The following is a 24155-nucleotide window of genomic DNA, read 5'->3' as shown; positions in this document are numbered from 1 at the left end:
CTCAACCTCCGAAGACGTGCATTAGCTGGCGGGGAATGAATCCGGCGAGCAGAACAAGCCAGAGTCCGATGACCACCCAGAACATTGCGCGTTGGTGTTTCGCGCCGAATGCCCAGAAGTCGATCAGGATGATGCGCAGGCCGTTAAAGGCGTGGAAGGCAATTGCCGCAACCAGAGCGATCTCTCCAAGACCCATCAACGGAGTCTTGTAGGTCGAAATAACGGCGTTGTAGGCCTCTGGACTCACGCGAACAAGTGCGGTGTCAAGAATGTGAACAAGAAGGAAGAAGTAGATGGCGACACCGGTAATGCGGTGAAGCACCCACGACCACATGCCCTCGTTGCCCCGGTACAGGGTGCCGGCAGGTCTTTTGGGTGAGCGGATCTTCGGGGGAGACTGCGGCTCCGCCACTAGGTTGCTCGCCGACTTCTCTGGCACGAGGACCCTCCTTGCGGTGTGGGGTCGCGTCCACCGCGACCGATGAGTGTCCGCACAGGCGGACCTACCCAGTCTATTCCTGCGCGGAGCGCCTTGCTTCCCACCTCACGCTAAATAGCCGCAAATCCGGGATGATTTCGTGAATTCTCGGAAAGTTAACGGGCTACAGTCTTTTCCCGCGCAGTTTCTTTCGATACTTCACTGCTGACGGCTGTCTCGTCATCATCGCGCACGGCCAGTGATGCTCGATACCACTCAATCTTCTGAGTGATTCCGGCAAGGTGTTGCTGTTGCTCGGCCAGTTCGCGGGCAACATTCTCTCGATGTTGTTCGAGCAACCGCATCCGGTCTGCGGAGGTGTCTTGTGGGCTGCGAACGAGATCGGCATACTCGCGAATGGTGCGGATAGGCATCCCGGTTCGTCGAAGGTGACTGATGAATTCGACAGCTTTCACATCGATCTCGCGGTAGCGGCGTTGTCCGTTTGCTAGCCGCGGCACGACCAGGATGCCCGCCTTTTCGTAATAGCGCAGCGTGTGGTCAGTGACGCCTGTTGCTGCAGCAACCTCACCGATTGTTAGTACGCGTTCTTTCGTGTCGCCCATGAGGTCCCGTCGTCTCCGAAGTGTGAGCCAAGCCCATCCTTCTGCCTAGAGTGCACTCTAGGTCACGGCGTTCGAGGAAGCCAGGGAGTATGGTCAGCGCGATCGCGCGTGAGCCCGCTCAGAGGCGCGAACAACTCCAGCGGCAATCGTTGCCGTGTAGTAATCGACGAGCTGCGCACAGACACCGCTCCACGACTTGCCAAGCACTGTGCGTCGACCGGCCTCGCCCATACGGGAGCGCAGCTCAGGGTCGATCACCAATGCCTCAACGAACGCCCGCAGCTGACTTTCGTTGTCTGCCTCGAAGAGAAAGCCGTTCGTGCCGTGATCAATCAGATCGATAGGCCCCCCGGAGCGGGGTGCAACAACGGGCAATCCCGCCGAGTGCGCTTCCTGAAGCGTCTGGCCAAAAGTCTCCTCCGTGCCCGTGTGCACAAAGACATCGAAGGCCGCATACGCCGTTGCCAGCTCTTCGCCGCCCAAGCGACCAAGCCACGTGACCGGGATGCCGGCAAGCTCCTTCTTGACATGAGGAGCCGATGAACCGTCTCCGACAATCGCGACGCGCACCCCGTCGAGACCGCGAAGCGCTCTCAGCCGTTCCACTTGCTTCTCGGGCGCGACGCGCCCGACATAGCCAACGACTACCTCCCCGTGGGGAGAGAGCCGCTTGCGCAGCTTTGCCGTTTCGGGGGTCAGTTTCTTTGCAGGGTGATACATCGCGAGGTCAACACCGCGACCCCATCTCTCAAGCTTTGTCAGCCCGATGGCTTTCAGATCGGCCATAGCGGTGCTCGACGGAGCGAGAGTGAGTTGAGCACCATCGTGGATCCAGCGCACGATGCGCCACGCCAGTTTCGTTGCCGGACCGAGGCGATGGCGGCGAGCGTAACCGGCGACATCCGTCTGGAAGATTGCGACGGTGGCAATGCCGAGCCGATTGGCGGAGGCAATTGCCTGCGCCCCTAAGAGAAAAGGTGCTGCCGCGTGAACGACATCCGGCCGAAAGTCGGCGATGAGTTTGTGCACCTGCGGGTTGGGGAGCCCGACCGGAAATTGGCGGTAGGCGAGCGCTGGTACCGAGTGAACGGTGAAACCCGCATAAGTGGCGGGGGCGCCTGCCGCGGGACAAATCACGATTGCTTCGTGGCCCTCGGCGCTCAAGTAGTCGAGCACCTTGCTCACGCTATTGGTGACGCCATTGACCGTGGGAAGAAAACTTTCGCTAACAATGGCGACCCGCAAATTCAGCACCTCAATCGGTTGTCGTACTGGTCACGCTAGGAGGTGCGAACAACGGGCGAGTTAACGGGCGCTGAAGTCTAGGGTGGATGTATGAGCCAACTTCAGGCACCTTTCGACAATTTCTACAGTGTGATCCCTGCCGGTGGCATCGGATCGCGACTGTGGCCGCTGTCGCGGGCAGATGCTCCCAAGTTTTTGCACGATCTCACCGGGTCAGGTCAGACACTGCTTCGCGACACCTGGGATCGACTCGCACCGCTATCTGGCCCCGACCGCATCATGGTCGTCACGGGGCGAGCGCATCGTGCAGCTGTCGAAAAGCAGCTTCCCGAATTGAGCGACGCCAACGTTGTGCTGGAGAGTGAACCGAAAGATTCCTCCGCCGCCATCGGGCTTGCCGCCGCGATACTGCTCAAGCGCGACCCCAACGTCGTTATCGGGTCGTTTGCTGCTGATCACGTTATTCGCGACATCCGCGGATTTCGTCGCAGCGTGCGCGAAGCTATTGCTGTCGCGAACGCTGGCTACATTGCGGCAATTGGAATCACACCGTCCGAACCGGCAATCGGGTTTGGATACATTCACTGCAGCGGCGCGATTGATGTTGATGGCGCTCCGAGCGCCGTCTCTGTTGAATCATTCGTCGAGAAGCCAGACTTTGCGACCGCTGAGTCCTATTTGACCAGTGGCGACTATCTCTGGAACGCCGGGATGTTCATCTCGCGTGCCGATGTCCTGCTTGAGCAATTGGGCAAAGCCGAGCCAGAGTTGCTCGTCGGGCTCACCGAACTTGCCGAAGCTTGGGATACCCCAGCTCGCGGCGCTGTTGTTGACCGGGTGTGGCCGCACCTCGCCAAGATCGCGATCGATTACACGGTTGCAGAACCTGCTGCCGCGGAGGGGCGACTTGTTGTTGTTCCTGGCGACTTCGATTGGGACGACGTTGGAGACTTTGCGTCGATCGCTAAATTGCACTCCGGCGGTCGCAAATCTGACCTCGCGATTCTCGGTGAAAATGCTCGCGTACTCGCCGACAAATCCACCGGAGTAGTGATTAGCCAGACTGACCGGCTTATTTCCCTAATTGGGGTAAACGACATTGTCGTGGTCGATACTCCAGACGCTTTGCTGGTTACGACAACTGCGAACGCTCAACGCGTCAAATCTGTAGTGGATGCTCTAAAAATCTCTGGCCGCAACGATGTGTTGTGACGATGTGATTTCGCATTTGTAACCATTCGGCTTCAGCGCTCATATTCGCACATTCGTTTTCTTGATTCTTCGGTAGCGTAGGTGAATCATGTTTCGACAATTTCTGTCGAACAGCATCTTGGAGGACACCTTGAGAATCAGCACTCACGGCCGCACACTCAGCGGCATGGCGCTCGTTGCAACGAGCGCACTCGTACTCGCCGGTTGCGCAGCAGCACCGGAAGAGTCCGCAGAGGGTTCGGGCGAAGCGCTCGACTTCCTCCCCTGCATGGTTTCTGACTCTGGCGGATTCGACGACAAGTCGTTCAACCAGCTCGGTTATGAAGGTATCGAAAAGGCAGCCGACGAACTCGGCGTTGACTTCCTCACTGTTGAGTCGACTAGCGACGCAGACTACGCACCCAACATCGAGAGCCTCATTGCCGAGGGTTGCGACCTGATCGTTACTGTTGGGTTCAACCTTTCCGCTGCAACCGTTGAGTTTGCTCTGGCAAACCCCGACGTCAACTTCGCAATTGTTGATGACGCCGCTGACAACGACTTCGACGGCACGACCGACGCAGACAACATCAAGCCGATCCTCTTCGACACTGCAGGCGCAGCGTTCCTCGCAGGATACGCAGCAGCAAGCTACTCGACCACCGGTGTTGTTGGAACCTACGGCGGAATGAACTTCCCGACCGTTTCGATCTTCATGGATGGCGCAGCACAGGGTGTTGACTACTACAACTCCGAAAAGGGTGCAGCAGTCACGGTCCGCGGTTGGGATGTCGCAGCACAGGACGGAACGTTCATCGGTAGCTTCGCTCCCGGAACCGACTCGCGTGCAGCAGCACAGAACCTGATCGACCAGGGTGCAGACGTTCTGCTTCCCGTCGGTGGCCCGATCTTCCAGAGCGCAGTTGAGGCAATTCGCGACTCCGGCAAGGACATCGCCATGATCGGTGTTGACGCTGACCTGACCGAGACCGAGACCGCAGCAGCGGACTTGTTCCTCACCTCGATCCTCAAGCAGATCAGTGTTGCTGTTGAAGAGGTCGTAATGGAAGCATCGAGCGGTTCGCTTGACACCACTCCCTACATTGGAACCCTCGAAAACGGTGGAGTTGGCATCGCGCCGTTCCACGACTTCGAGTCCAAGGTTGACGGCGGCCTCGAGGCAGAGCTCGTCGCTGTAAAGGACGGCATCATCTCCGGCGACATCGCCGTGAAGTCGTACCTCAACTAGGTATAAAGAACTGAGGGGGCTGGCCTGAGGGTCAGCCCCCTTCGTTTTGGACTAGTCTTCTGAGGCTAATCTTGTGAAATCAAACGACGGCGACGACGCCGAATCAGCACTGAGGAGAGATTGTGAAACTTGAGCTGCGAGGTATAACCAAGCGCTTTGGTGACCTAATCGCGAACGATCATATTGATCTCACAATCGAAGAGGGCGAGATCCATTGCCTCCTCGGCGAGAACGGCGCGGGCAAGTCAACGTTGATGAATGTTCTCTACGGCCTGTATCAGGCTGAAGAGGGCGAGATTCTCATCGACGACGAAGTACGCCACTTCGCCGGCCCTGGAGACGCTATGCGTTCCGGCATTGGCATGGTCCACCAGCACTTCATGTTGATCCCTGTCTTTAGCGTCGCGGAGAACGTGGCGCTCGGGCACGAAGAGGTCTACGGACCAGGGCTACTGAATCTCGACGCCGCGCGCACCCTCGTGCGAGACATTTCGGCACGATTCGGATTCGACATCAATCCCGACGCCCTTGTCGAAGATCTCCCCGTGGGAGTTCAGCAGCGGGTTGAGATCGTCAAGGCGCTCTCCCGTGAGGCGAAGGTTCTCGTTTTTGATGAGCCAACCGCCGTATTAACGCCCCAAGAGACTGACGAGTTCATGGCCATCATGCGCCAACTCAAGTCAGAGGGCACTTCCATTGTTTTCATTACGCACAAACTGCGTGAGGTTCGCGAAGTCGCTGACCGCATCACGGTCATCCGCCTAGGCAAGGTTGTTGGTGAAGCCGACCCCAGCGCCGACAAGGAAGAACTTGCATCGCTCATGGTCGGTCGTGCCGTAGACCTCACGATCGATAAGGCACCTGCGCAACTTACGGAAAATTCTCTCGTCATCGAGAATCTGTCGATAGCTGATGAGTTCGGCAACCGTGCTGTGAAGGACCTCAGTGTCACTGTTCAGGGTGGTGAGATTCTCGCAATTGCAGGTGTGCAAGGTAACGGACAGACCGAGCTCGCCGAGGCACTGTTGGGGATGCAGCCACGCGCATCCGGTTCGATCTCTCTGAATGGCAAAGAACTATTGGGCCTCAACGCCCGCCAAATTCTTGATGAGGGTGTTGGCTACGTGCCGGAAGACCGCACGCTTGATGGTCTGGTTGGCGGGTTCAGTATTGCCGAGAATCTCATGCTTGACCGCAGTGACGGGGCACCCTTCGTGCAGTACGGCACTCTCAAGACAGACACGCTGAATGAGTTTGCCGTCGACAAGCTCGAAGCGTTCGACATTCGCGCCCAGAGCATTCACGAAAGCGTTTCCCAGCTTTCGGGTGGTAACCAACAGAAGGTTGTATTGGCGCGCGAACTGAGTCGCGAGCTATCACTTCTCGTCGTCTCGCAACCAACCCGAGGTCTCGATGTTGGATCTATTGAGTTCGTTCACGAGCAGATCGTTGGCGTGCGCGATCGCGGACTTCCCGTGATTGTCGTGTCGACAGAACTCGACGAAGTTGTCTCCCTAGCTGACCGTATCGCGGTCATGTACAAGGGCCAGATTGTTGGAATCGTACCGGCGGACACCCCCCGCGAAAAACTCGGCCTCATGATGGCCGGCGAACGCATTACGGAGGAGGCAGCATGAGCGAGCCAACGTCCCAGAAACCAGAAGATCAGAAACCAGAAGATCAGAATGCTGAAGATCAGTCGTCTGTAGATCAGTCGTCTGAAGCGGCAGCGTTGACCCAGGGTGCCGAGAACTCGGAGACCAATCAGGACACCGCTCGGTGGACGAATGCGTTCCGCGAAATTGCGTCGGGCAACGCTCTCCTTTCGGTGCTTGCCGTCCTTCTGGCAATCATTATCGGCGGAGTGCTCATTGCCCTGACCGACCCTGATGTTCAGGATGCGGCCGGATACTTCTTCGCCCGCCCCGGCGACCTTTTTGCCGCGATCGGAAGCGCCGTTGGTGGCGCCTACCTCGCTCTCTTCCAGGGATCGGTGTATGACTTCCGCCGCGATGACTTTCTCTCTGCGATCAAGCCACTGACGCAGACACTGGTCTTCGCGACGCCGCTGATCGCAGCCGGTCTCGGTGTTGCCATCGCGTTCCGTGTTGGACTGTTCAACATCGGTGGCCGCGGCCAGATCATCGTCGGTGCAGCATTCGCGGGCTATGCGAGCTTCGCGTGGGATCTGCCCATTGTCATCCACGTTGTAGTCGCCGTCATCATGGGCATCATCGGTGGCGCTCTGTGGGGCGCTATTGCTGGCGTTTTGAAGGCAAGAACCGGAGCGCACGAGGTGATCGTGACGATCATGCTCAACTACGTCGCCTACTACCTGATCAGCTTCTTGCTGCGCACTGATCTACTTAAGAACCCCGGATCCAACAACCCGAAGACTCCGCCCGCCGCTGATAACGCTGTACTTCCGCCGATTTTTGGTGACGGTTTCAAACTCCACTGGGGTTTCATCGTCGTTATTGCGGCCACGGTGTTGGCATGGTGGTTGATTGAACGTTCGAGTCTCGGCTTCAAGTTCCGCGCTGTGGGGCTCAACCCGCATGCGGCTCGAGTTGCCGGCATCAAGGTGGAGCGTCTCTACATCTACGTGATGCTGATCGCCGGTGGCTACGCCGGTCTTGCGGCAAGCACCGAAGTTCTCGGAACTACGACAAGTGGTTTCACTTCTGGGGTGGATGCCGGTATCGGCTTCGACGCTATTACCGTTGCATTGCTTGGCCGCTCAACGCCGTGGGGAACGTTCGCCGCCGGTGTACTGTTCGGGGCGTTCAAGGCTGGTGGATTCACCATGCAGGCTTCGCAGAGTATCCCGATCGACATCGTTCTGGTTGTTCAGTCGCTGATCGTTCTGTTTATCGCAGCTCCGCCGCTCGTGCGTGCTGTGTTCCGTTTGCCGCAACCCGGCGCTCGCGCAAAGAAGGTGGTCAGCTAATGACTCTCACCAAGACTTCAGACAGCAAGAGCCTCGCCGGCTCGAAGATTGATCGCCGCAGTTGGAAGATGCCGATTGCGTTCGCGATTGTCGCCGTGATTTCGGGAGTGTTGTTTATCGGCTTTGCCGAGGATGCGCCTACAGGGTTCAACCTCTCGACTGGGACTGATCTCTTCCAGTTGCCTGTGGTTCATTTGCCTGCGCTGGCCACTGGCATCGTTGTCACGATACTGATGGCGTTGATCTCCATCGTCTCCGCGTACATGATTTCGCAAGACCGTACAGTGCCGACCTGGGTTCCTGTTCTTGGCGCACTATTCGCTCTCACCGGATTTCTTACGTGGGCCGCTGCCGACGAAACGCTGCGCGTTCCTGAACTGCTCGCTGGGGCCCTTGTTCTCGCTGTGCCGCTCATCTTTGGTGCACTCGGCGGTGTGATCTCCGAGCGTGTTGGTGTTGTCAACATCGCCATTGAGGCTCAGCTGCTCGCTGGAGCATTCGTCTCAGCGGTCGTTGGCACAATCACCGCATCCCCCTTTGCTGGACTGTTCGCGGCTGCGGTTGCGGGAATGCTTGTCTCGTTCCTGCTCTCGGTATTCGCAATCAAGTACCTTGTCAACCAGATCATCGTCGGTGTTGTCATCAACGTTCTGGTGTCTGGCCTCACCGGGTTCCTCTACTCGCAGTGGCTTGTTGAGAGCCCAGAGCGGTTGAATAATCCAGAAGGGTTCTCGGTATTGCCGATTCCTTTCTTGAGCGGTATCCCGATTGTCGGACCGGTTCTCTTCAAGCAGACCCTCATCGTTTACTTGCTCTACATCATCGTGGCGGCTGTTGCCTTCGCGCTGTACCGCACTCGCTGGGGACTCCGCCTACGCGCGGTGGGCGAGCACCCCAAGGCTGCTGACACTGTTGGTATCAACGTGACCCGCACGCGATTCTGGAATGTTGCTCTCGCGGGAGCAATTGCTGGACTCGGTGGAGCATTCATCACGCTGAGCCAGACGGGCCAGTTCGGAAAGGACGTCACGGCTGGAGCCGGCTTTATTGCTCTCGCCGCTGTCATCTTCGGCCGCTGGGATCCGATCAAGGCGACGCTCGCCGCACTGCTCTTCGGTTTCGCCAGCAACCTGCAGAACGCTTTGAGCGTTGTCGGTTCGCCGGTGCCGAGCGAGTTCATGCTCATGCTGCCGTACGTGGTGACAATCATTGCCGTAGCCGGCTTGGTCGGAAAGTCTCGGCCGCCAGCCGCATCCGGAACACCGTACATAAAGGGGTAACGCTATGACGATCGAGCCGCAATCAATTGACTGGGATGCGCTGAGGCTCGTCGCCACAGATGCCCTGAGTCACGCCTACGTTCCCTATTCGAAGTTTCCGGTCGGCGTCGCCGCCATTGTCGACGATGGCCGGATAATTTCGGGAGCCAACGTAGAAAACGCTTCCTATGGCCTCACGCTGTGCGCAGAGTGCACCATGGTCTCCGCACTGCACATGACGGGCGGCGGCAAGCTTGTCGCCTTCACTTGCGTGGATGGCAAAGGCAACGCTCTCATGCCCTGTGGCCGCTGCCGCCAGCTGCTGTTTGAGCACTCCGCTGAAGGCATGCTGCTCGAAACAGTTTCTGGCATCAAAACAATTGACGAAGTAATTCCCGACGCGTTCGGGCCACGCACTCTTGAGGAGTACCGCAGTGAATAACAGTGAAGAAACAGCAATTGAACGATTCGATGCCGTCGATCTCATCCACACCAAGCGCGACAAGGGCGTACTCAGCACCGACCAAATCAACTGGCTCGTGGATGCTTACACTCGCGGTTATGTCGGCGACGAACAGATGGCTGCCATGACAATGGCCATCTTCATCAACGGTATGGAGCGCGAAGAGATTCGCGACCTCACCCTCGCAATGATCGCCAGTGGCGAGACCCTGAGCTTTGACGGACTCGGCAAGCCAACAACCGACAAGCACTCGACCGGTGGTGTCGGTGACAAAATTACGTTGCCGCTTGCACCCCTGGTTGCGTCGTTCGGCGTTGCCGTGCCGCAGCTTTCCGGCCGCGGCCTTGGCCACACGGGCGGCACACTTGACAAGCTCGAGAGCATTCCCGGCTGGCGTGCCGACCTCAGCAACGAAGAGTTTTATGCGCAACTGCGTGGCGTTGGTGGAGTGATTTGTGCCGCCGGTTCTGGCCTCGCTCCGGCAGACAAGAAGTTGTATGCCCTTCGCGACATCACCGGAACTGTCGAAGCTATTCCGTTGATCGCATCCTCCATCATGAGCAAGAAAATTGCCGAGGGCACCTCTGCTCTCGTGCTTGACGTGAAGTTCGGTTCTGGTGCGTTTATGAAAGACGCGGCTCGCAGTCGAGAACTCGCCGAGACCATGGTTCGCCTCGGTAACGACGCTGGTGTCAAGACAGTTGCCCTGCTCACCAACATGAACGTTCCCCTTGGTCTCACGATCGGAAACGCCAACGAGGTTCGTGAATCTGTTGAGGTGCTCGCCGGTGGTGGACCCGCCGACGTTCGCGCCCTGACTGTCGCATTGGCCCGCGAAATGCTCGCTCAGGTTGGCCAACCCGACGCAGATGTTGAGGCTGCTCTCGACAACGGTCAGGCAATGGATGCTTGGCGCGGCATGATCGCCGCGCAAGGCGGAGACCCGGATGGTGCGCTACCCCAACCCAAAGAAAGCCACGTTGTTCTTGCTGACCGCGACGGTGTTCTCGTCGAACAGGAAGCTCTGCCATTCGGTGTTGCTGCCTGGCGCTTGGGTGCAGGCCGTGCGCGCAAGCAGGACCCGGTTCAGCACGCTGCGGGAATCGATCTCCACGCCAAGCCCGGCGACACGGTGCGAAAGGGTGAACCGCTATTCACTATGCACGCGGATGAGCCGGCTCGATTCGAGCGTGCGCTTGAGTCTCTTGATGGCGCGTACCGCATCGGCGACGCCGGCGACACCGTGCACGATGGCGGACCGCTGATCGCGGGACGCATCGACTAGAACAAACGGAAGTCGCACTAATTTCGGGAGCTTGACTCGGTAAAGGCTGAACGAGGGGTCTCATTTGCTGACGTAAAGTTAGACAAATGACTAAAGCGGATCAGACCACCGCGGGTGCCGGAGCGGCTCTCAGCGACACCGATAAATGGCGTGCCTTTTGGGTTTGTGTCGTCGTTGCGGCGATCACGATCCTGGATCTGTCGAAGGTCAACGTAGCACTACCCTCGATTGAAGATGCACTGGGAGCAAGCTCCACTCAGTTGCAGCTGATCGTCTCTGGCTACGTCTTGACGTTCGGTTTGATTCTGGTGCCGGCTGGCCGGCTGGGAGATCAGCGATCTCGCAAGGCGCTGTTCTTGACCGGACTGACGCTGTTCACTCTCGCCAGTATTGCGTGCGCTATTGCGCCGACGGCCGAACTTTTGCTGGCGTCTCGACTTCTGCAGGGTGTCGCGGCCGGCATCCAAATGCCCCAGGTGATTGGTCTTATCCAGCAGTTGTTCCGCGGGCCAGAGCGTGGTCGGGCCTTCGGTTTGTTCGGCGCAATGATCGGGATCGCAACTGCGTTCGGCCCGACCCTCGGTGGGCTCATGATTGCTCTTGGTGGTGCCCAAGACGGCTGGCGCTACATCTTCTGGATGAACGTTCCTCTCGGCATTATCGCTCTCGTTCTGGCTTGGCGCATCCTTCCCGCGACCTCCAAAGCAACCTATGGGCGCCTCGACCTCGACCCGATCGGTATCGCAATATTTGGCGTCACCGTCTTGGCGCTAATGTGGCCATTCTTGTTCACGACGGGAGCGCCAACTGATGATCCCAACCGATGGTGGTTGCTTGTGGTCTTTGTGCTCGCCGCTGCAGCATTCGTCGCGTGGGAACGTCGCTATGCCGCAGGGGGCCGCGCGCCCCTCGTTCCGCTAAAGCTCTTTCGTATTAGTTCGTTCCGCAATGGAACCATGCTCGCTACGGTCTACTTTGCCGCGATGCCGGCGATGTTCCTCCTCACGACCCTCTACCTGCAACTCGGTCTCGGTCTCGAGCCCGTCTTTGCCGGAATGGTGACAATCGGGTTCGCCCTGACGAGCGCGTTTTCGTCGTGGCGCGGTGGTCTCTTGGTTGAGCGCTACGGTCGCTCGCTGGTTGTTGTGGGACTCGCCATCCTGTTGGTGGGGCTTGGACTTCTCATGGCCGCGGCGATCCTCACTCCGCCGGCAATCACTCCATTCGTGATGGCAGCCGCATTCCTCATCGGAGGAACCGGCGGTGGACTAGTGATTTCGCCCAATCAGACACTCACACTGAACGACATCCCGCCGGTCGAGGGCGGACTTGCTGGATCCGTCGGTCAACTGGGGCAGCGCATCGGCACAGCAATCGGAACTGCTGTAGCACTCTCGCTCTTCTACTCCACGCTCTACAACGAACGAAACAGCAGCCAAGGTACCGTCGCGCTCTACCACCACGCTTACGGTGTCGGGATGCTCTCTGCGACCCTGTTCTTCGCTATCGCAATGCTCATCGGCGTCGTCGACCTTGGTGCGCGAAAGCGTCGCGCACGGCAAAGCAGCAACGCCTAAAGCTGCGGATCTCCGATGCGCTCGAGAGCGTCGACAACCATTCCCCAGAACTTGGGATGATCGAGGTTGCGAGCGACCTGAGTCGTGCAGTCGGCGGGAGCCGGAGCGCGAAAATCGGCAACGGTCATGCCAAGCGTGAGAGTTCCCGTGAGTTCGACATCCAAGGGCACCTTCACGACCTGCATGACGCTCGGATCGATGACGAAAGCCACGGCACACGGGTCGTGTACCGGCGGGTGGTCGAAGCCTTGCGCATCACGGTAGGTCTCGCCGAAGAAGTCGAGGAGTTCGCCGACGAAACGAGCGGGGCCGGTGCCGACGGCCGCGATGGATGCCGCAACTTCGTCAGTCGCGAGAGCTTCGTGGGTGAGATCAAGGCCCACCATCGTGAGCGGCCAGCACTCGTTGAAGACAATGTGCGCGGCTTCGGGGTCGATCACGATGTTGAATTCGCTCGTTGCGCTCCAGTTGCCGACGTTGACGCCTCCACCCATGAGCACGACTTGCTTCACGCGTTCGGCAATGCGGGGTTCTTTACGGACAGCGAGAGCGATGTTGGTGAGGGCGCCGGTGGGCACTAGCGTTACGGTGCCTGGCTCGTGGGCCATGACGGTGTCAATAATGAAGTCGACGGCGTGCCGGGCATCCAACTCGATTGTGGGTTCGGGGAGTACGGGACCGTCGAGGCCGGACTCGCCGTGGATAGATTCGGCGACTTCGATTCGGCGAACGAGCGGGCGATGGGCGCCGCGGGCAAAGGGGACATCAGTGATGCCGGCGACGCGAGCAATCGCTAGAGCATTGCGAGTGACCTTCTCGATGGTCTGATTGCCCATCACGGTAGTAACGCCGAGCAACTCGATCTGGGGATTGCCATGGGCGAGCAGCAGCGCAATCGCGTCGTCGTGCCCGGGGTCGCAGTCGAGGATAATCTTCTCAGCCATGCCTAAAAGCATATATGAAAATAAGATTCATATATGTAGAGTGGCGTCATGACTAGTGAACTTGTTGAACGCGCAGCCGCCCGTCTCACGTGGATTCGCTCACGCATGACTCTGCTCGCCGAAATGCGCACACACTTCGCCGAGACCCAACCTTTCGCTGGTCGCCGTATCGGTATGTCTCTGCACCTAGAGCCCAAGACGGCTGTGCTACTCGAAACTCTGGCCGCTGGGGGCGCCGAGATTGTGGCCACCGGAAACCATGGATCGACGCAAGATGACATCGTCGCGTTCTTGCGCGAACAAGGAATGACTATCTTCGGTAGTCGCGATGACACTGCCCATGAGCACCACGGGCACATTGTGAACGTGATCGCCGCCGAGCCAGACATCCTGCTCGACAACGGAGCCGACCTCGTTGCCACGGTTGCCGAGTCCGGACTCGCATCCCACATCATTGGTGGAACCGAAGAAACCAGTTCTGGCGGCTACCGCCTCCGGTCAGAACTCGCGGAATACGTGCCGTTTCCTATGGTGCTCATCAACGACAGCCCGCTCGCGCTGCTCGGTGAGAACAAACACGCGGTCGGTCAGTCCGTGGCCGAGAGCTTTATGCGCATCACCAATCTCATGGTTCCCGGGCGACGATTCGTGGTCGCAGGATACGGCTGGTGCGGTCGCGGAGTCGCTCACTACCTTCGCGCCCTTGGCGCAAAAGTTGCCGTAGTAGAAGTTGATGAAATCAAAGCGTTTGAAGCAGCGCTAGACGGCTACCGCGTGGCAAACATGCTCGATCTGGCGCAGTGGGGCGAAGTATTCATCACCGCGACCGGGCATCCGCAAGTTTTGGGAACCGACTTCTTCGAGGTGGTCGCTGACGGTGCAATGCTCGTCAATTGCGGTCACTTTCCTTGGGAAATCGATGTGCTCGCCCTGCGCGATCTCGCCATCAGCAGCACCGTAATCGACACCGTTATCGAGCGAATCGATCTTCCAGGAAATCGTCACGTCACGCTCCTAGCTGACGGACGCATGATCAATCTCGCCGGCAGTGAACCCAAAGGAAACTCGATCGAATCAATGGACCTCGGGTTTCTGCTCCAAGCGATGTCGCTCGAACGGGTGGCTACTGCCCCTGAGACTCTGGTGTTGGGAGCGCAACCGGTTCCTGACCCCATCAATCGCGAGATTGCCCGCCGCATGCTCATCGCAATGAAGGCAGACCGCTAGTGGTCGCTACACCGGAGTACCCAGCCCCGGCCCTGGAAAAGGGCCTCGACATTCTCGAATTGCTCGCGGAAACTCCGGGGTCGCTGAGCCAGTCAGAGATAGCGGATGCCACGGGACGAAGTACCGGTCAAATATTTCGGGTGCTATCGACCCTGGAGCGTCGCGGTTTTGTGTTCCGCGACAAGCAGTCCGGACTCTATGTGCTGGCGATGAAGCTGCTTGACCTTGCGCACAAGCATTCGCCACTGCGAGGACTGATCAGCGTCTCCTTGCCGATCATGCGGCAGCTAGCGGAGCAGACTCGGCAGTCCTGCAACCTTGCGGTGCTGGATGGAAACAGGGTGCGAGTGATCGCCCAAGTGGAGTCTCCCGCAGACTTTGGTTTCGGCGTGCGCGTGGGGGCTACATTTGAGATCGAGACCACAGGAACCGGTTTCGTGCTTGCAGCAGACAATGCCGAACCCCTCGTGCGCGCAGACACGTTTCATCCCGGCATCACCGATGTTGTCGCTGCTGTGCGGAGCTCGACTGGGACCGTCGCAGCGATTACCGTGCCCTACGTAGCAACCGCTTTCAGTGAAGTTGAAGCAGAACGAGTGCTCCAGCTCGCAGCGGATGCCGCGAAAGAAATCTCAGAAGTGCTCCAAGGGCGAGCATTTACAGAATCTTAACGTCATCCAGCAAAACCACAGAGGGCTTTCAGAGTTTGGCACGGTAGATTTGTGGGTATGAACGCCGCTGTTGAGAATTTTCTGATGCCCGGAGGCAGCGCAAGCATTACTGCGCTCCCCAAGGTTTCCCTGCACGATCACCTCGATGGCGGATTGCGGCCGCAAACAATCGTGGAACTTGCCGAGGAGATCGGCTACGAGATCCCCGAAACAGACCCAGCGAAACTCACTTCCTGGTTTGCTGAGCAAGCAGACTCCGGCTCGCTCGTCGATTACCTCAAGACCTTCGACGTGACTATTGCTGTCATGCAATCTCAAGAGAACCTCAAGCGAGTTGCCCGCGAATTCGTGCACGACCTCGCCGACGACGGTGTTATTTATGGTGAGATTCGGTGGGCACCAGAACAGCACCTGCAGAACGGTCTCGACCTCGATCAGGCTGTCGCTGCGGTGCAAGAGGGGCTCGAAGAAGGAACTGACGCTGTTCGCTCAAGTGGCCGCAGCATCCGTGTTGGCCAACTCTTGAGCTCAATGCGCCAGACCGATCGTGGCACCGAAATTGCCGAGCTCGCGATTCGTCACCGGGATCGTGGAGTTCTCGGTTTCGACATCGCCGGGCCAGAAGCGGGCTACCCCGCTAGCCGAATGCGCGGTGCGTTCGATCTGCTCGCCCACAACTACATTCCGGCCACAGTGCATGCCGGTGAAGCGGATGGCCTCGACAGCATTCGCAGTGCCCTCTTTGACGGCCGCGCCCTGCGATTGGGACACGGAGTGCGCCTAGCCGAAGACATCACGATCGCTCGTGAAGATGACGAAAACACGTACGTCTCACTCGGCGACCTCGCGCAGTGGGTGAAGGACCGTGAGATTGCTCTCGAGCTCAGCCCATCATCCAACCTACAAACCGGTGCAATCGAACAGTGGGGTGACGAACTTGTCGATCATCCCTTCGACCTGCTTTACCAGCTCGGATTCCGGGTCACGGTAAACACCGATAACCGACTGATGAGCGCAACGAGTCTGAGCCGCGAGCTCTCGTTACTGACAGAAGCCTTCGGATACGACCTGACCGATCTTGAGGTCTTCCAGATCAATGCTGCTGCTGCCGCTTTCTTGCCCATCGAAGAGCGCGAGGACCTCGCTGAGGCCATCAGCGCTGGATTCGAAAGCGCGTAACGATGTCGCTGCCTCCGCTTCCTGAATCCGCAATCGACATCGGAGCATTCGCCGCTGACTGGCGTGCCGCCGTTTCGCTCTCCGGGGCGGCATTGGCACGATCCGGTGCTGCCAAGCCCGGCTACGCCATCGAAATGATCCGGATGATCGAAGATCACGGCCCCTACGTCGTGATCGCTCCTGGCCTCGCTTTGGCTCACGCCCGCCCGGGACCACAGGTTATAGCTAACGGACTGTCGATCGTGACGCTCAAGGAGCCAGTTCGTTTTGGTCACGCCCACAACGATCCCGTTCGGGTTGTGCTCGGGCTAGCGATCTCTGAAGCAGGCGCGCATCTCGCGGCTGTTGCGGCCGTCGCAAATATCTTCAACGACTCTTCGGCGATTGACCAGCTCGCCGAAGCAACAACCGCAGCAGAAGTTCAACACACTATGGGGGTCGTTCCGTCATGAAAATTGTGACCATTTGCGGTGCCGGAATTGGCTCCTCTGGAGTGCTCAAGGTGAACGCCGAGCGCGCACTGCGTGCGCTCGACCTCGAAGCGACCGTTGTCGCCGCTGACGTGAATTCAGTGCGCACTGTCGCAGCCGACGCTCAGATCATTCTCACGAGCCAAGAGTTCGTCGAGGCCATCGGCAAGACAAACGCCGACGTCATCGTCATCGTCAATCTCTTTGACACCTCAGAACTCAAGCAAAAGCTTGAGGACGCCCTCGGGTAAACCCCTCAGACGCCCTCAGCGTTGCTTCGCGCAGGATGCGCGTGGTGTGGAAGTGGGCTCTAGGCCAAAAGCTCCCGCATGCCAGCCTCAAGTTGACTCGCGACAGCTTCTGCAGCAGCCTGACGCTCGGCGCCGTTGCCGGAAGTGCTCATCGCATCCACATAGAACTTCAGTTTTGGTTCGGTGCCGCTTGGTCGCACGATCACGCGAGCGCCATCCTCGAAATCCATGCGCAGAATGTCGCTGGGGATGAAGCCATCGACGCCGTCGATGAAGTCGGTGAACGTGACAACCCGGTGGCCTCCGACTTCAGCCGGAGCATTGGTGCGCACCTTCGTCATCATGTCGCCAATTTCAGAGATCTTGGCGAAGCGCATCGACACTTGACGTGAAGCAAAGGCACCAAACTGTGTGGTGAACTCATCGAGGCGGTCGAGCACCGTCTTGCCTTCAGCCTTGAGTTCGGCAGCAAGCGAGAGGAAATCGACCGAGGCTGAAATGCCATCTTTGTCTCGAACCTTCGCGGGGTCGACAAGGTAACCGAGTGCTTCTTCGTAGCCGAACGTCAGCCCGTCAATGCGGGAAATCCATTTGAAACCCGTGAGGGTGTCGTGGTAATCCAGACCGTAAGCCCCCGCGATTGTGCGCAATGCTGGCGAGGAGACGATGGATGCCGCGAGCACACCTTTGCCGTTAGCGCGTTCTGCCGCGCGCCACCCCAGCAAGATACCCACTTCGTTTCCGCTCAGCCGACGCCACTCGCCGTCTCGACCCGGCAGCGCAACCGCGAGGCGGTCAGCGTCAGGATCGTGAGCAATAGCAATGTCGGCGCCAACCTCGCGAGCTTTAGCGAAGCTGAGATCCATGGCTCCCGGCTCTTCAGGATTGGGGAAAGCGACCGTGGGGAAGGCAGCATCCGGGTGGGCCTGTTCTTCGACAACGGCGGGATCGGTAAAGCCGGCCTGTGAATAGACAGCTTTGCTGGTCTCCCACCCGACACCGTGCATGGCGGTGTAAGTGTAAACAATCTCCGTGGAAGGACCAGCGAGAGCTGCTGTGCGCGCAATGTACTCGTCAACAACACCGTCATCAGTCGTGACAAAGTCGGTGGAGCGAGGCAGGTCTGCAATCGACCCCTTGGCAACGATGTCGATAGCGTGGGCAATGTCGGCGTCAGCCGGTGGCACAATCTGCGAACCGTGGTTATCCCCACCGAGATAAACCTTGTAGCCGTTATCGTTTGCCGGGTTGTGGCTCGCCGTCACCATCACGCCGGCGCTCACATTGAGATGACGAACAGCGAACGCCAGAACTGGCGTGGGGAGCATCCGCGGCAACAAAATGGCACGAACACCGGCGCCAGCCATGATCGTGGCCGTATCGCGGGCAAAGACTTCAGAGTTAATGCGGCCGTCGTACCCAATAACGATGCTCGGGCTGAGTTCATGAGTGAGCAAATAGGCGGCAAGTCCCGCAGCCGCCTGAGTGACCAAAACCCGGTTCATGCGGTTCGGGCCGGCACCCAGCTCCCCGCGTAACCCGGCAGTGCCGAACGCGAGCCGCGTGTCAAAGCGGTGGTGGAGTCCGGTGATTGCTGTCTCGTCACCGTTGACGGCATCCGTAATCAGCGCTTCGAGTTCGGTGTGGGTGACAGCATCAGGGTCTTGCTCAAGCCACGCGTTGGCGGCTGAGATGAGTTGTTCGGTATTCAGCGTTTCGGTGCTCATAGTGCGGTCACAATCTGTGCGAGCAGGGTGCTGATCTGCACTTCAGCGTCTTTGCCTGCCTGAATGACTTCTTCGTGGCTGAGGGGAGTCGACTGGATGCCGGCAGCAAGGTTAGTGATGAGCGACATTCCCAAGATTTCCATGCCTGCTTGGCGCGCGGCGATCGCTTCGAGCGCGGTGGACATTCCCACGATGTGGCCGCCCATGGTCTTGGCCATCTGCACTTCGGCGGGGGTTTCGTAGTGGGGGCCACGGAACTGGGTATACACGCCCTCGTCGAGGGTTGAGTCGATCGACTTAGCGATCTCTCGAAGACGCTTGCTGTACAAATCGGTGAGGTCGATGAACGTTGCACCCTCGAGAGGGGAGTCGGCGGTGAGGTTGAGGTGGTCGCTGATAAGAACGGGGGTTCCGGGCTTCCAGGTCTCTTTGATGCCACCGGCACCGTTGGTGAGGATCATGGTGGTTGCACCGGTTGCCGCTGCGGTGCGCACGGAATGGACAACCCGGCGAACACCGTGGTTCTCGTAGTAATGGGTGCGGGCGCCAATCACGAGAGCGCGCTTGCCGCTGGGGAGCAGAATGGAGCGCAGCGTGCCGACGTGGCCTTCCAGCGCTGGCTTCGAGAATCCAGGGATGTCGGATGCCGCGATGGTCGCCGTTGTCTCGCCGATGAGGTCGGCGGCTTTGCCCCACCCACTCCCGAGGGTGAGGGCGATGTCGTGCTTCTCGACTCCTGTTGCTGCGGCGATAGCGTCAGCCGCTTCTTGCGCGACCGCGAATGGGTCTGCGTTGGGGTCGTCGAGGGGGTTTGTGGTTGGCGACTGTGACATGGCATCCACTCTAAACCGTGACTGTTGCGACACGCCTTGGGGTTCGATGCGAATCTGAGCAACGCCCACGAGTTGGCCGCGGTTTGTCGCTGGGCCAGAAGCGCGAGAGAATTGCTGCATGGCCTATGAGTTCGAGCGCACCCAACGTATTGCAATACTCGGCGGTGGCCCTGGCGGCTACGAAGCAGCCCTGGCGGGAGCGCAATTGGGGGCCGAAGTCACCCTCGTTGAACGCGCTGGCGTTGGTGGAGCGGCAGTTCTCACCGATGTGGTTCCCTCGAAGACCCTCATCGCGACGGCTGAAGCGACAAATGCGATTCGGGATGCGGCTGACCTCGGTGTGCAGTTCTACTCTCGCGGTGATTCTGGCCGTGTAGTCCGCCCCGAAATTACCGTCAATCTTGCCGCCGTCAACGCGCGCCTCATGCGGCTAGCCCAGCAGCAATCTGACGACATGAAGTCTCAGCTCATCAAAGCCGGGGTTCGCGTCATTGAGGGTGAAGGCCGACTCGACGGGCCCCAGCGACTCGTGGTCTCGACAGGTAAGGGCAAGTCCGCAACCGATTTTGACGAAGTCGACGCCGACACCGTCATCGTTTCCGTTGGTGCACGACCGCGCCTGCTCGATTCGGCGATGCCTGACGGCAAGCGCATCCTCACCTGGACCCAGCTCTACACCCTCAAGGAAACCCCTGAACACCTCATCGTGGTCGGTTCCGGGGTAACGGGTGCTGAATTCGCCTCCGCCTATACGGCCCTGGGTGCCAAAGTAACCCTGATTTCGTCTCGCGACCGCGTGCTACCCGGCGAAGATGAAGACGCCGCCCGTGTGATTGAAGACGTCTTCAAGCGCAACGGTATGACGGTACTTTCCAAGTCGCGCGCCGAATCCGTCACAACCACTAAAGACGGTGTCACGGCGACGCTGCAGGATGGAACGACCGTTGAAGGCTCCCACTGCCTCATGGCTGTCGGTTCCCTCCCGAACACTGAAAACCTTGGACTCGAAGAGGCTGGTGTGCAGCTGACAGAGTCTGGCCACATCCGTGTCAACCGTGTCGCGCGCACATCGATGCCGTCGATCTATGCCGCCGGTGACTGTTCAGACTTTTTTCCGCTGGCATCCGTTGCTGCTATGCAGGGCCGCACTGCCGTATTCCACGCGATGGGCGACGGTGTAACTCCGATCGAACTTCGCAACGTGGCATCCAACATCTTCACGCAGCCCGAGATTGCCACCGTTGGTTGGTCGCAGAAGCAGATCGAAGATGGTCTCGCGCAGGGAACAATTTACAAATTGCCTCTCGCCTCGAACCCTCGCGCCAAGATGATGGGCATCAAAGACGGTTTCGTAAAGCTGTTTGCACGCACCGGTTCAGGAACTCTCATCGGTGGAGTCATTGTGGCGCCCAACGCTTCGGAACTCGTCATGTCTGTCACGTTGGGCGTCGAGCACCGCCTCACCGTTGATCAGATTGCTCGGGCATTCTCCGTGTACCCGTCACTGACGGGAAGCATTACGGATGCCGCTCGCGCCATGCACATTGTGAACTAGCGGTCAGTTCTCGACGTGATCCGCATTCTCGGCGTGGTCGGTCTTGAAGGCGATTTCTTCGGCTGATGCTGCCCCATCCTTGAGCTGCATGACGTGCTCCACAAGTTTCGTTGCCGTTTGTTCATCGACCACCAGATCGGTAATTACACCAGCTCGCAAGGCTGCCAGCAGGGGAACAACCTTGTTGTCGCCAGCTACACCGCAGATTCGCCGGGGGATTGAGCGCAACTCTTCCGGGGTCGGCCCGGTTGCACGTGCGTTCATGGAGAGGTCTTCATAGGTGCCGTCTTCCCGCAGGAAAATTGTGCACACGTCGCCGACGATTCCTTCTTTGTCGAGGGTCTGGATGTCGCCGGCTTCGAGGTAGCCAGCGGAGTAGACGTGGCTGGGTACTTCGCCCGCGATCGCACCGATCGAGAACAGGGCAATGTCTGCTCGGCGTTGGTACTCGAGCACGCGCACAATTGACCGTTCTGACCACATGGCGTTGCGGGTTTCGGCGAAATCAAAGAACGCGGGAACCGGGAAAAGGTGCACTTGGGCATCGAACGCTTCGCCAAATCTGGCGATAAGGTTGCCCGCATATTCGACTCCCGAGGTGCGCACATTGGCTGCTCCATTGAGCTGAACGATGGCGCTTCCGCGGGTCGGTTTCTTGCCTAAGTGGCGCGCGATCGCCGCCAAAGTGGTACCCCAAGCGACGCCCATAATCATGTCGGAGTCGAACCATCCCGTGACTATTCTGGCGGTGGCTCTGGCTACTTGATCGAGACGTTCAGCCTCGTCGGCGAGGTCGGCAACCGGCACAACGTGGGCTTCGATCCCGAAGCATCCTTCGATTTTCTTGGCGAGCCCTGGGCCGCGCGTTGGGGTCGGGCGCAGGGTGATTTCAACGAGACCACTTTCGCGCGCATCGCGGAGCAATCGAGAGACGCTCGACCGTGACATATGCAGGTGGTTGGCGATGGTGTCCATCTTGATGTCTTGCAGGTAATACATCGACGATGCGGACAGCATTGCCTCTTCGCGTTCCATGTCGTCCATCCTTGCACGTTCGTGCAGATGTGCTGCTCAGTTTGTCATTAGGTGCTCCTACCGTAATACGCTGCTGAGCAGTGGATCATCCCAGAAGATTCACAGCCGCTCCGGCGGAAGCCACCACCAGAAAGAAACACAGCTTTCATGACTGATCAGTCCCTGACACGAGCAACCCGCGACAGCGCCATCCAGCGCCTCGTCGACAGCGCACAGCCGGGTCACGAGCTCGATGTCCTCGTCATCGGTGGCGGAATTACCGGAGCAGGAATTGCGCTGGATGCGGCGACCCGCGGTCTCGACACCGCTGTTGTCGAAGCCCAAGACTGGGCTGCCGGATCGTCCAGCCGTGCAAGCAAGCTGATCCACGGCGGGCTGCGCTACCTGCAGATGTTGGACTTCAAGCTCGTGCACGAAGCGCTCACCGAGCGTGACTTGCTGCTCAACAACGTTGCACCACACTTGGTTCGCCCGCTGCCTTTCCTTTACCCGCTCCGTCACCACGTGTGGGAGCGCGCCTTCGTCGGTGCCGGAATCGCGCTCTACGATTTTCTCGCCACCGTGACAACCAAGAACGTCAAGGGCAAGCGCAGCGTGCCGTGGCACCGTCACTTGTCACGCAAGCAGCTTGCCGTCCGCTTCCCTGGACTCGCCCACGATGCCGCCGTCGGCGCCATCGAATACTGGGATGCCAACGTTGATGACGCCCGCTACGTTGTGAGCGTCGTTCGCACGGCTCATGCTCATGGCGCCAACGCTGCTAGTCGCACTCAGGTAGTCGAGATCACTAAGAACGACGACGGTGCCGTCAATGGCGCAGTGCTCGTCGACCTCGAGACCGGCACAACCTTCCCGGTGCGCGCCAAGGCCGTCATCAACTCCACTGGCGTCTGGACCGGCGAGACTCAGGCTCTTGCCCACGAAAGCGGCGGCCTCAAAGTTCTCGCCTCCAAGGGCATCCACATTGTTGTTCCGCGTGAACGCATCACGGGTGAAGCCGGGCTCATCCTGCAGACTTCGAAGAGCGTTCTGTTCGTCATCCCGTGGTCGCGCTACTGGGTGATTGGCACGACTGATACTCCCTGGAAAGAGAACCTGCTCAACCCCGCAGCGACAGCGGATGACATCGATTACGTCATCTCTGAAGCAAATGCTGTGCTTGCTAACCCCATCGATCGCTCCGACGTTATCGGCACGTGGGCTGGTCTACGCCCCCTGCTGCAGCCCGGCACCATGGAGGGCACCAACTCTGCAAAGGTGTCGCGTGAACACACCGTCGCGTCACCCATTCCTGGTTTGACTGTTATTGCCGGTGGCAAGTTCACCACCTACCGGGTGATGGCCAAGGACGCCGTTGACTTTGCTCTTGGCAAAGACGCAGCGCAAGCAAACCCTTCGATCACTCAATCAGTGGCGTTGCTCGGGGCTGAGGGACTCGACGAGGCCCGTGACAGCACTCGTGCCCTGAGCGAGCGTTTCGGCTGGAGTGACCAGATGATCGATCACCTGTTGCACCGTTACGGCGCCAAGATTTCAGAGATCGCCGCCATTGCGGATGCTGACCCGACGATGTCGCAGCCGCTCGCGGAAGCATCCGCTTACCTTCGTGCCGAGATTGCGTACGCGATCACGCATGAGGGAGCACTGCACCTCGAAGACCTCATGGTTCGTCGCACCCGAATGAACTATGAGTACCTCAATGAGGGACTCGCCGTAGTGCCCGAGGTCGCAGAGATTGCCGCGAAGCTACTCGGGTGGACAGAAGAGACCACCGCCCATGAAGTCGCTGTCTACCACCAGATGGCGGATGCCGTAGAGGCAGCGTCACTCACGCGCGACGACGAAAGCGCTTCTGACGTTCGCGAGGCAGCACCCCAAATTGTGCCACTCGCAACGCCGGCCGGCCACGAAACCCAGCACACGCAGAACCCGTAAAAAGCACCAAATACGAACGTAACGCGCACTCGAACGCACGTTGACTATCAATGGAGATACGCCAA

The 24155-nt window shown here is 58.9% G+C and carries 22 protein-coding genes; 15 read left to right on the top strand and 7 right to left on the bottom strand.

The features are described from left to right. Position 1: 1 nt before the first annotated feature. The 3 genes from sdhC to ACOH1Z_RS09695 form a co-directional block, all read right to left on the bottom strand. The gene (sdhC, locus tag ACOH1Z_RS09705; protein WP_449648508.1) at positions 2 to 412 is read right to left on the bottom strand and encodes a succinate dehydrogenase, cytochrome b556 subunit; all 411 of its coding nucleotides are present in this window, start codon (positions 410 to 412) and stop codon (positions 2 to 4) included. Positions 413 to 594: 182 nt separating this feature from the next. Further along, positions 595 to 1044 (bottom strand): MerR family transcriptional regulator, encoded by a 450-nt coding sequence (locus tag ACOH1Z_RS09700; RefSeq protein WP_449648293.1) that lies wholly within the window; start codon positions 1042 to 1044, stop codon positions 595 to 597. A gap of 93 nt (positions 1045 to 1137) precedes the next feature. Continuing rightward, positions 1138 to 2289, bottom strand: a complete 1152-nt coding sequence (locus tag ACOH1Z_RS09695) for a glycosyltransferase family 4 protein (protein WP_449648292.1) — start codon at positions 2287 to 2289, stop codon at positions 1138 to 1140. Positions 2290 to 2379: 90 nt separating this feature from the next. Between ACOH1Z_RS09695 and ACOH1Z_RS09690 the strand changes: the two genes are divergently transcribed. The 8 genes from ACOH1Z_RS09690 to ACOH1Z_RS09655 all read left to right on the top strand — a co-directional run bounded on the left by ACOH1Z_RS09690 (position 2380) and on the right by ACOH1Z_RS09655 (position 12263). Further along, on the top strand, positions 2380 to 3501 hold the full coding sequence (locus tag ACOH1Z_RS09690; RefSeq protein ID WP_449648291.1) for a mannose-1-phosphate guanylyltransferase: 1122 nt from the start codon (positions 2380 to 2382) through the stop codon (positions 3499 to 3501). Positions 3502 to 3589: 88 nt separating this feature from the next. Continuing rightward, a complete protein-coding gene (locus ACOH1Z_RS09685; protein WP_449648290.1) occupies positions 3590 to 4729 on the top strand; it encodes a BMP family lipoprotein in 1140 nt (379 codons plus the stop codon). Between the two features lie 122 nt (positions 4730 to 4851). Next, positions 4852 to 6366: an ABC transporter ATP-binding protein gene (locus tag ACOH1Z_RS09680; RefSeq protein ID WP_449648289.1), complete on the top strand. Its 1515-nt coding sequence runs from the start codon at positions 4852 to 4854 to the stop codon at positions 6364 to 6366. Then, complete coding sequence (locus ACOH1Z_RS09675) at positions 6363 to 7679, top strand: ABC transporter permease (RefSeq protein ID WP_449648288.1); 1317 nt, start codon at positions 6363 to 6365, stop codon at positions 7677 to 7679. The genes ACOH1Z_RS09680 and ACOH1Z_RS09675 overlap by 4 nt, the downstream gene beginning before the upstream one ends. Beyond that, positions 7679 to 8959 carry an ABC transporter permease gene (locus ACOH1Z_RS09670; RefSeq protein ID WP_449648287.1) on the top strand — a complete coding sequence of 427 codons (1281 nt, stop codon included), beginning with the start codon at positions 7679 to 7681 and terminating at the stop codon, positions 8957 to 8959. The genes ACOH1Z_RS09675 and ACOH1Z_RS09670 overlap by 1 nt, the downstream gene beginning before the upstream one ends. 4 nt (positions 8960 to 8963) lie before the next feature. Then, a complete protein-coding gene (locus ACOH1Z_RS09665) occupies positions 8964 to 9380 on the top strand; it encodes a cytidine deaminase (protein ID WP_010205718.1) in 417 nt (138 codons plus the stop codon). Beyond that, positions 9373 to 10686 carry a thymidine phosphorylase gene (locus tag ACOH1Z_RS09660; RefSeq protein WP_449648286.1) on the top strand — a complete coding sequence of 438 codons (1314 nt, stop codon included), beginning with the start codon at positions 9373 to 9375 and terminating at the stop codon, positions 10684 to 10686. The genes ACOH1Z_RS09665 and ACOH1Z_RS09660 overlap by 8 nt, the downstream gene beginning before the upstream one ends. 86 nt (positions 10687 to 10772) lie before the next feature. Beyond that, the gene (locus tag ACOH1Z_RS09655; protein ID WP_449648285.1) at positions 10773 to 12263 is read left to right on the top strand and encodes an MFS transporter; all 1491 of its coding nucleotides are present in this window, start codon (positions 10773 to 10775) and stop codon (positions 12261 to 12263) included. Here ACOH1Z_RS09655 and uriH read toward each other — a convergent pair. Beyond that, positions 12260 to 13207 (bottom strand): uridine-preferring nucleoside hydrolase UriH, encoded by a 948-nt coding sequence (gene uriH, locus ACOH1Z_RS09650; protein ID WP_449648284.1) that lies wholly within the window; start codon positions 13205 to 13207, stop codon positions 12260 to 12262. The genes ACOH1Z_RS09655 and uriH overlap by 4 nt on opposite strands. A gap of 48 nt (positions 13208 to 13255) precedes the next feature. On the opposite strand from uriH, the gene ACOH1Z_RS09645 reads away from it, so the two are divergent. The 5 genes from ACOH1Z_RS09645 to ACOH1Z_RS09625 are packed head-to-tail and all read left to right on the top strand — an operon-like array spanning position 13256 to position 17005. Then, entirely contained in the window at positions 13256 to 14434 is a 1179-nt protein-coding gene (locus ACOH1Z_RS09645; protein ID WP_449648283.1) for an adenosylhomocysteinase, read from the top strand. Next, complete coding sequence (locus ACOH1Z_RS09640; RefSeq protein ID WP_449648282.1) at positions 14434 to 15105, top strand: IclR family transcriptional regulator; 672 nt, start codon at positions 14434 to 14436, stop codon at positions 15103 to 15105. Before ACOH1Z_RS09645 ends, ACOH1Z_RS09640 begins: the two co-directional genes overlap by 1 nt. 57 nt (positions 15106 to 15162) lie before the next feature. Beyond that, positions 15163 to 16284 carry an adenosine deaminase gene (locus ACOH1Z_RS09635; protein WP_449648281.1) on the top strand — a complete coding sequence of 374 codons (1122 nt, stop codon included), beginning with the start codon at positions 15163 to 15165 and terminating at the stop codon, positions 16282 to 16284. Between the two features lie 2 nt (positions 16285 to 16286). Then, a complete protein-coding gene (locus tag ACOH1Z_RS09630; RefSeq protein WP_449648280.1) occupies positions 16287 to 16736 on the top strand; it encodes a PTS sugar transporter subunit IIA in 450 nt (149 codons plus the stop codon). Then, complete coding sequence (locus tag ACOH1Z_RS09625) at positions 16733 to 17005, top strand: PTS sugar transporter subunit IIB (RefSeq protein ID WP_449648279.1); 273 nt, start codon at positions 16733 to 16735, stop codon at positions 17003 to 17005. The genes ACOH1Z_RS09630 and ACOH1Z_RS09625 overlap by 4 nt, the downstream gene beginning before the upstream one ends. Before the next feature lie 59 nt (positions 17006 to 17064). Here ACOH1Z_RS09625 and ACOH1Z_RS09620 read toward each other — a convergent pair whose 3' ends face one another. Next, positions 17065 to 18732 carry a phospho-sugar mutase gene (locus ACOH1Z_RS09620; RefSeq protein ID WP_449648278.1) on the bottom strand — a complete coding sequence of 556 codons (1668 nt, stop codon included), beginning with the start codon at positions 18730 to 18732 and terminating at the stop codon, positions 17065 to 17067. Next, on the bottom strand, positions 18729 to 19565 hold the full coding sequence (locus ACOH1Z_RS09615) for a purine-nucleoside phosphorylase (protein ID WP_449648277.1): 837 nt from the start codon (positions 19563 to 19565) through the stop codon (positions 18729 to 18731). Before ACOH1Z_RS09615 ends, ACOH1Z_RS09620 begins: the two co-directional genes overlap by 4 nt. Before the next feature lie 118 nt (positions 19566 to 19683). On the opposite strand from ACOH1Z_RS09615, the gene ACOH1Z_RS09610 reads away from it, so the two are divergent. Then, positions 19684 to 21120 carry an NAD(P)H-quinone dehydrogenase gene (locus ACOH1Z_RS09610; protein ID WP_449648276.1) on the top strand — a complete coding sequence of 479 codons (1437 nt, stop codon included), beginning with the start codon at positions 19684 to 19686 and terminating at the stop codon, positions 21118 to 21120. Between the two features lie 3 nt (positions 21121 to 21123). On the opposite strand, the gene ACOH1Z_RS09605 is transcribed toward ACOH1Z_RS09610, so the two are convergent. Next, on the bottom strand, positions 21124 to 22155 hold the full coding sequence (locus ACOH1Z_RS09605; protein ID WP_449648507.1) for a sugar-binding transcriptional regulator: 1032 nt from the start codon (positions 22153 to 22155) through the stop codon (positions 21124 to 21126). Between the two features lie 147 nt (positions 22156 to 22302). On the opposite strand from ACOH1Z_RS09605, the gene ACOH1Z_RS09600 reads away from it, so the two are divergent. Then, the gene (locus ACOH1Z_RS09600) at positions 22303 to 24090 is read left to right on the top strand and encodes a glycerol-3-phosphate dehydrogenase/oxidase (protein ID WP_449648275.1); all 1788 of its coding nucleotides are present in this window, start codon (positions 22303 to 22305) and stop codon (positions 24088 to 24090) included. Positions 24091 to 24155 lie beyond the last annotated feature (65 nt).

It is taken from the genome of Rhodoglobus sp. (assembly GCF_053580035.1).
This window is presented reverse-complemented; position numbering and strand designations above follow the sequence as displayed.

Coding starts and splice junctions, on each gene's coding strand:
- ACOH1Z_RS09620 (WP_449648278.1), bottom strand. CDS start 18,732: ATGAGCACCGAAACGCTGAATACCGAACAACTCATCTCAGCCGCCAAC.
- ACOH1Z_RS09665 (WP_010205718.1), top strand. CDS start 8,964: ATGACGATCGAGCCGCAATCAATTGACTGGGATGCGCTGAGGCTCGTC.
- ACOH1Z_RS09635 (WP_449648281.1), top strand. CDS start 15,163: ATGAACGCCGCTGTTGAGAATTTTCTGATGCCCGGAGGCAGCGCAAGC.
- ACOH1Z_RS09675 (WP_449648288.1), top strand. CDS start 6,363: ATGAGCGAGCCAACGTCCCAGAAACCAGAAGATCAGAAACCAGAAGAT.
- ACOH1Z_RS09605 (WP_449648507.1), bottom strand. CDS start 22,155: ATGGAACGCGAAGAGGCAATGCTGTCCGCATCGTCGATGTATTACCTG.
- ACOH1Z_RS09685 (WP_449648290.1), top strand. CDS start 3,590: ATGTTTCGACAATTTCTGTCGAACAGCATCTTGGAGGACACCTTGAGA.
- ACOH1Z_RS09625 (WP_449648279.1), top strand. CDS start 16,733: ATGAAAATTGTGACCATTTGCGGTGCCGGAATTGGCTCCTCTGGAGTG.
- ACOH1Z_RS09670 (WP_449648287.1), top strand. CDS start 7,679: ATGACTCTCACCAAGACTTCAGACAGCAAGAGCCTCGCCGGCTCGAAG.
- ACOH1Z_RS09690 (WP_449648291.1), top strand. CDS start 2,380: ATGAGCCAACTTCAGGCACCTTTCGACAATTTCTACAGTGTGATCCCT.
- ACOH1Z_RS09610 (WP_449648276.1), top strand. CDS start 19,684: ATGGCCTATGAGTTCGAGCGCACCCAACGTATTGCAATACTCGGCGGT.
- uriH (WP_449648284.1), bottom strand. CDS start 13,207: ATGGCTGAGAAGATTATCCTCGACTGCGACCCCGGGCACGACGACGCG.
- ACOH1Z_RS09700 (WP_449648293.1), bottom strand. CDS start 1,044: ATGGGCGACACGAAAGAACGCGTACTAACAATCGGTGAGGTTGCTGCA.
- ACOH1Z_RS09630 (WP_449648280.1), top strand. CDS start 16,287: ATGTCGCTGCCTCCGCTTCCTGAATCCGCAATCGACATCGGAGCATTC.
- ACOH1Z_RS09615 (WP_449648277.1), bottom strand. CDS start 19,565: ATGTCACAGTCGCCAACCACAAACCCCCTCGACGACCCCAACGCAGAC.
- ACOH1Z_RS09655 (WP_449648285.1), top strand. CDS start 10,773: ATGACTAAAGCGGATCAGACCACCGCGGGTGCCGGAGCGGCTCTCAGC.
- ACOH1Z_RS09600 (WP_449648275.1), top strand. CDS start 22,303: ATGACTGATCAGTCCCTGACACGAGCAACCCGCGACAGCGCCATCCAG.
- ACOH1Z_RS09645 (WP_449648283.1), top strand. CDS start 13,256: ATGACTAGTGAACTTGTTGAACGCGCAGCCGCCCGTCTCACGTGGATT.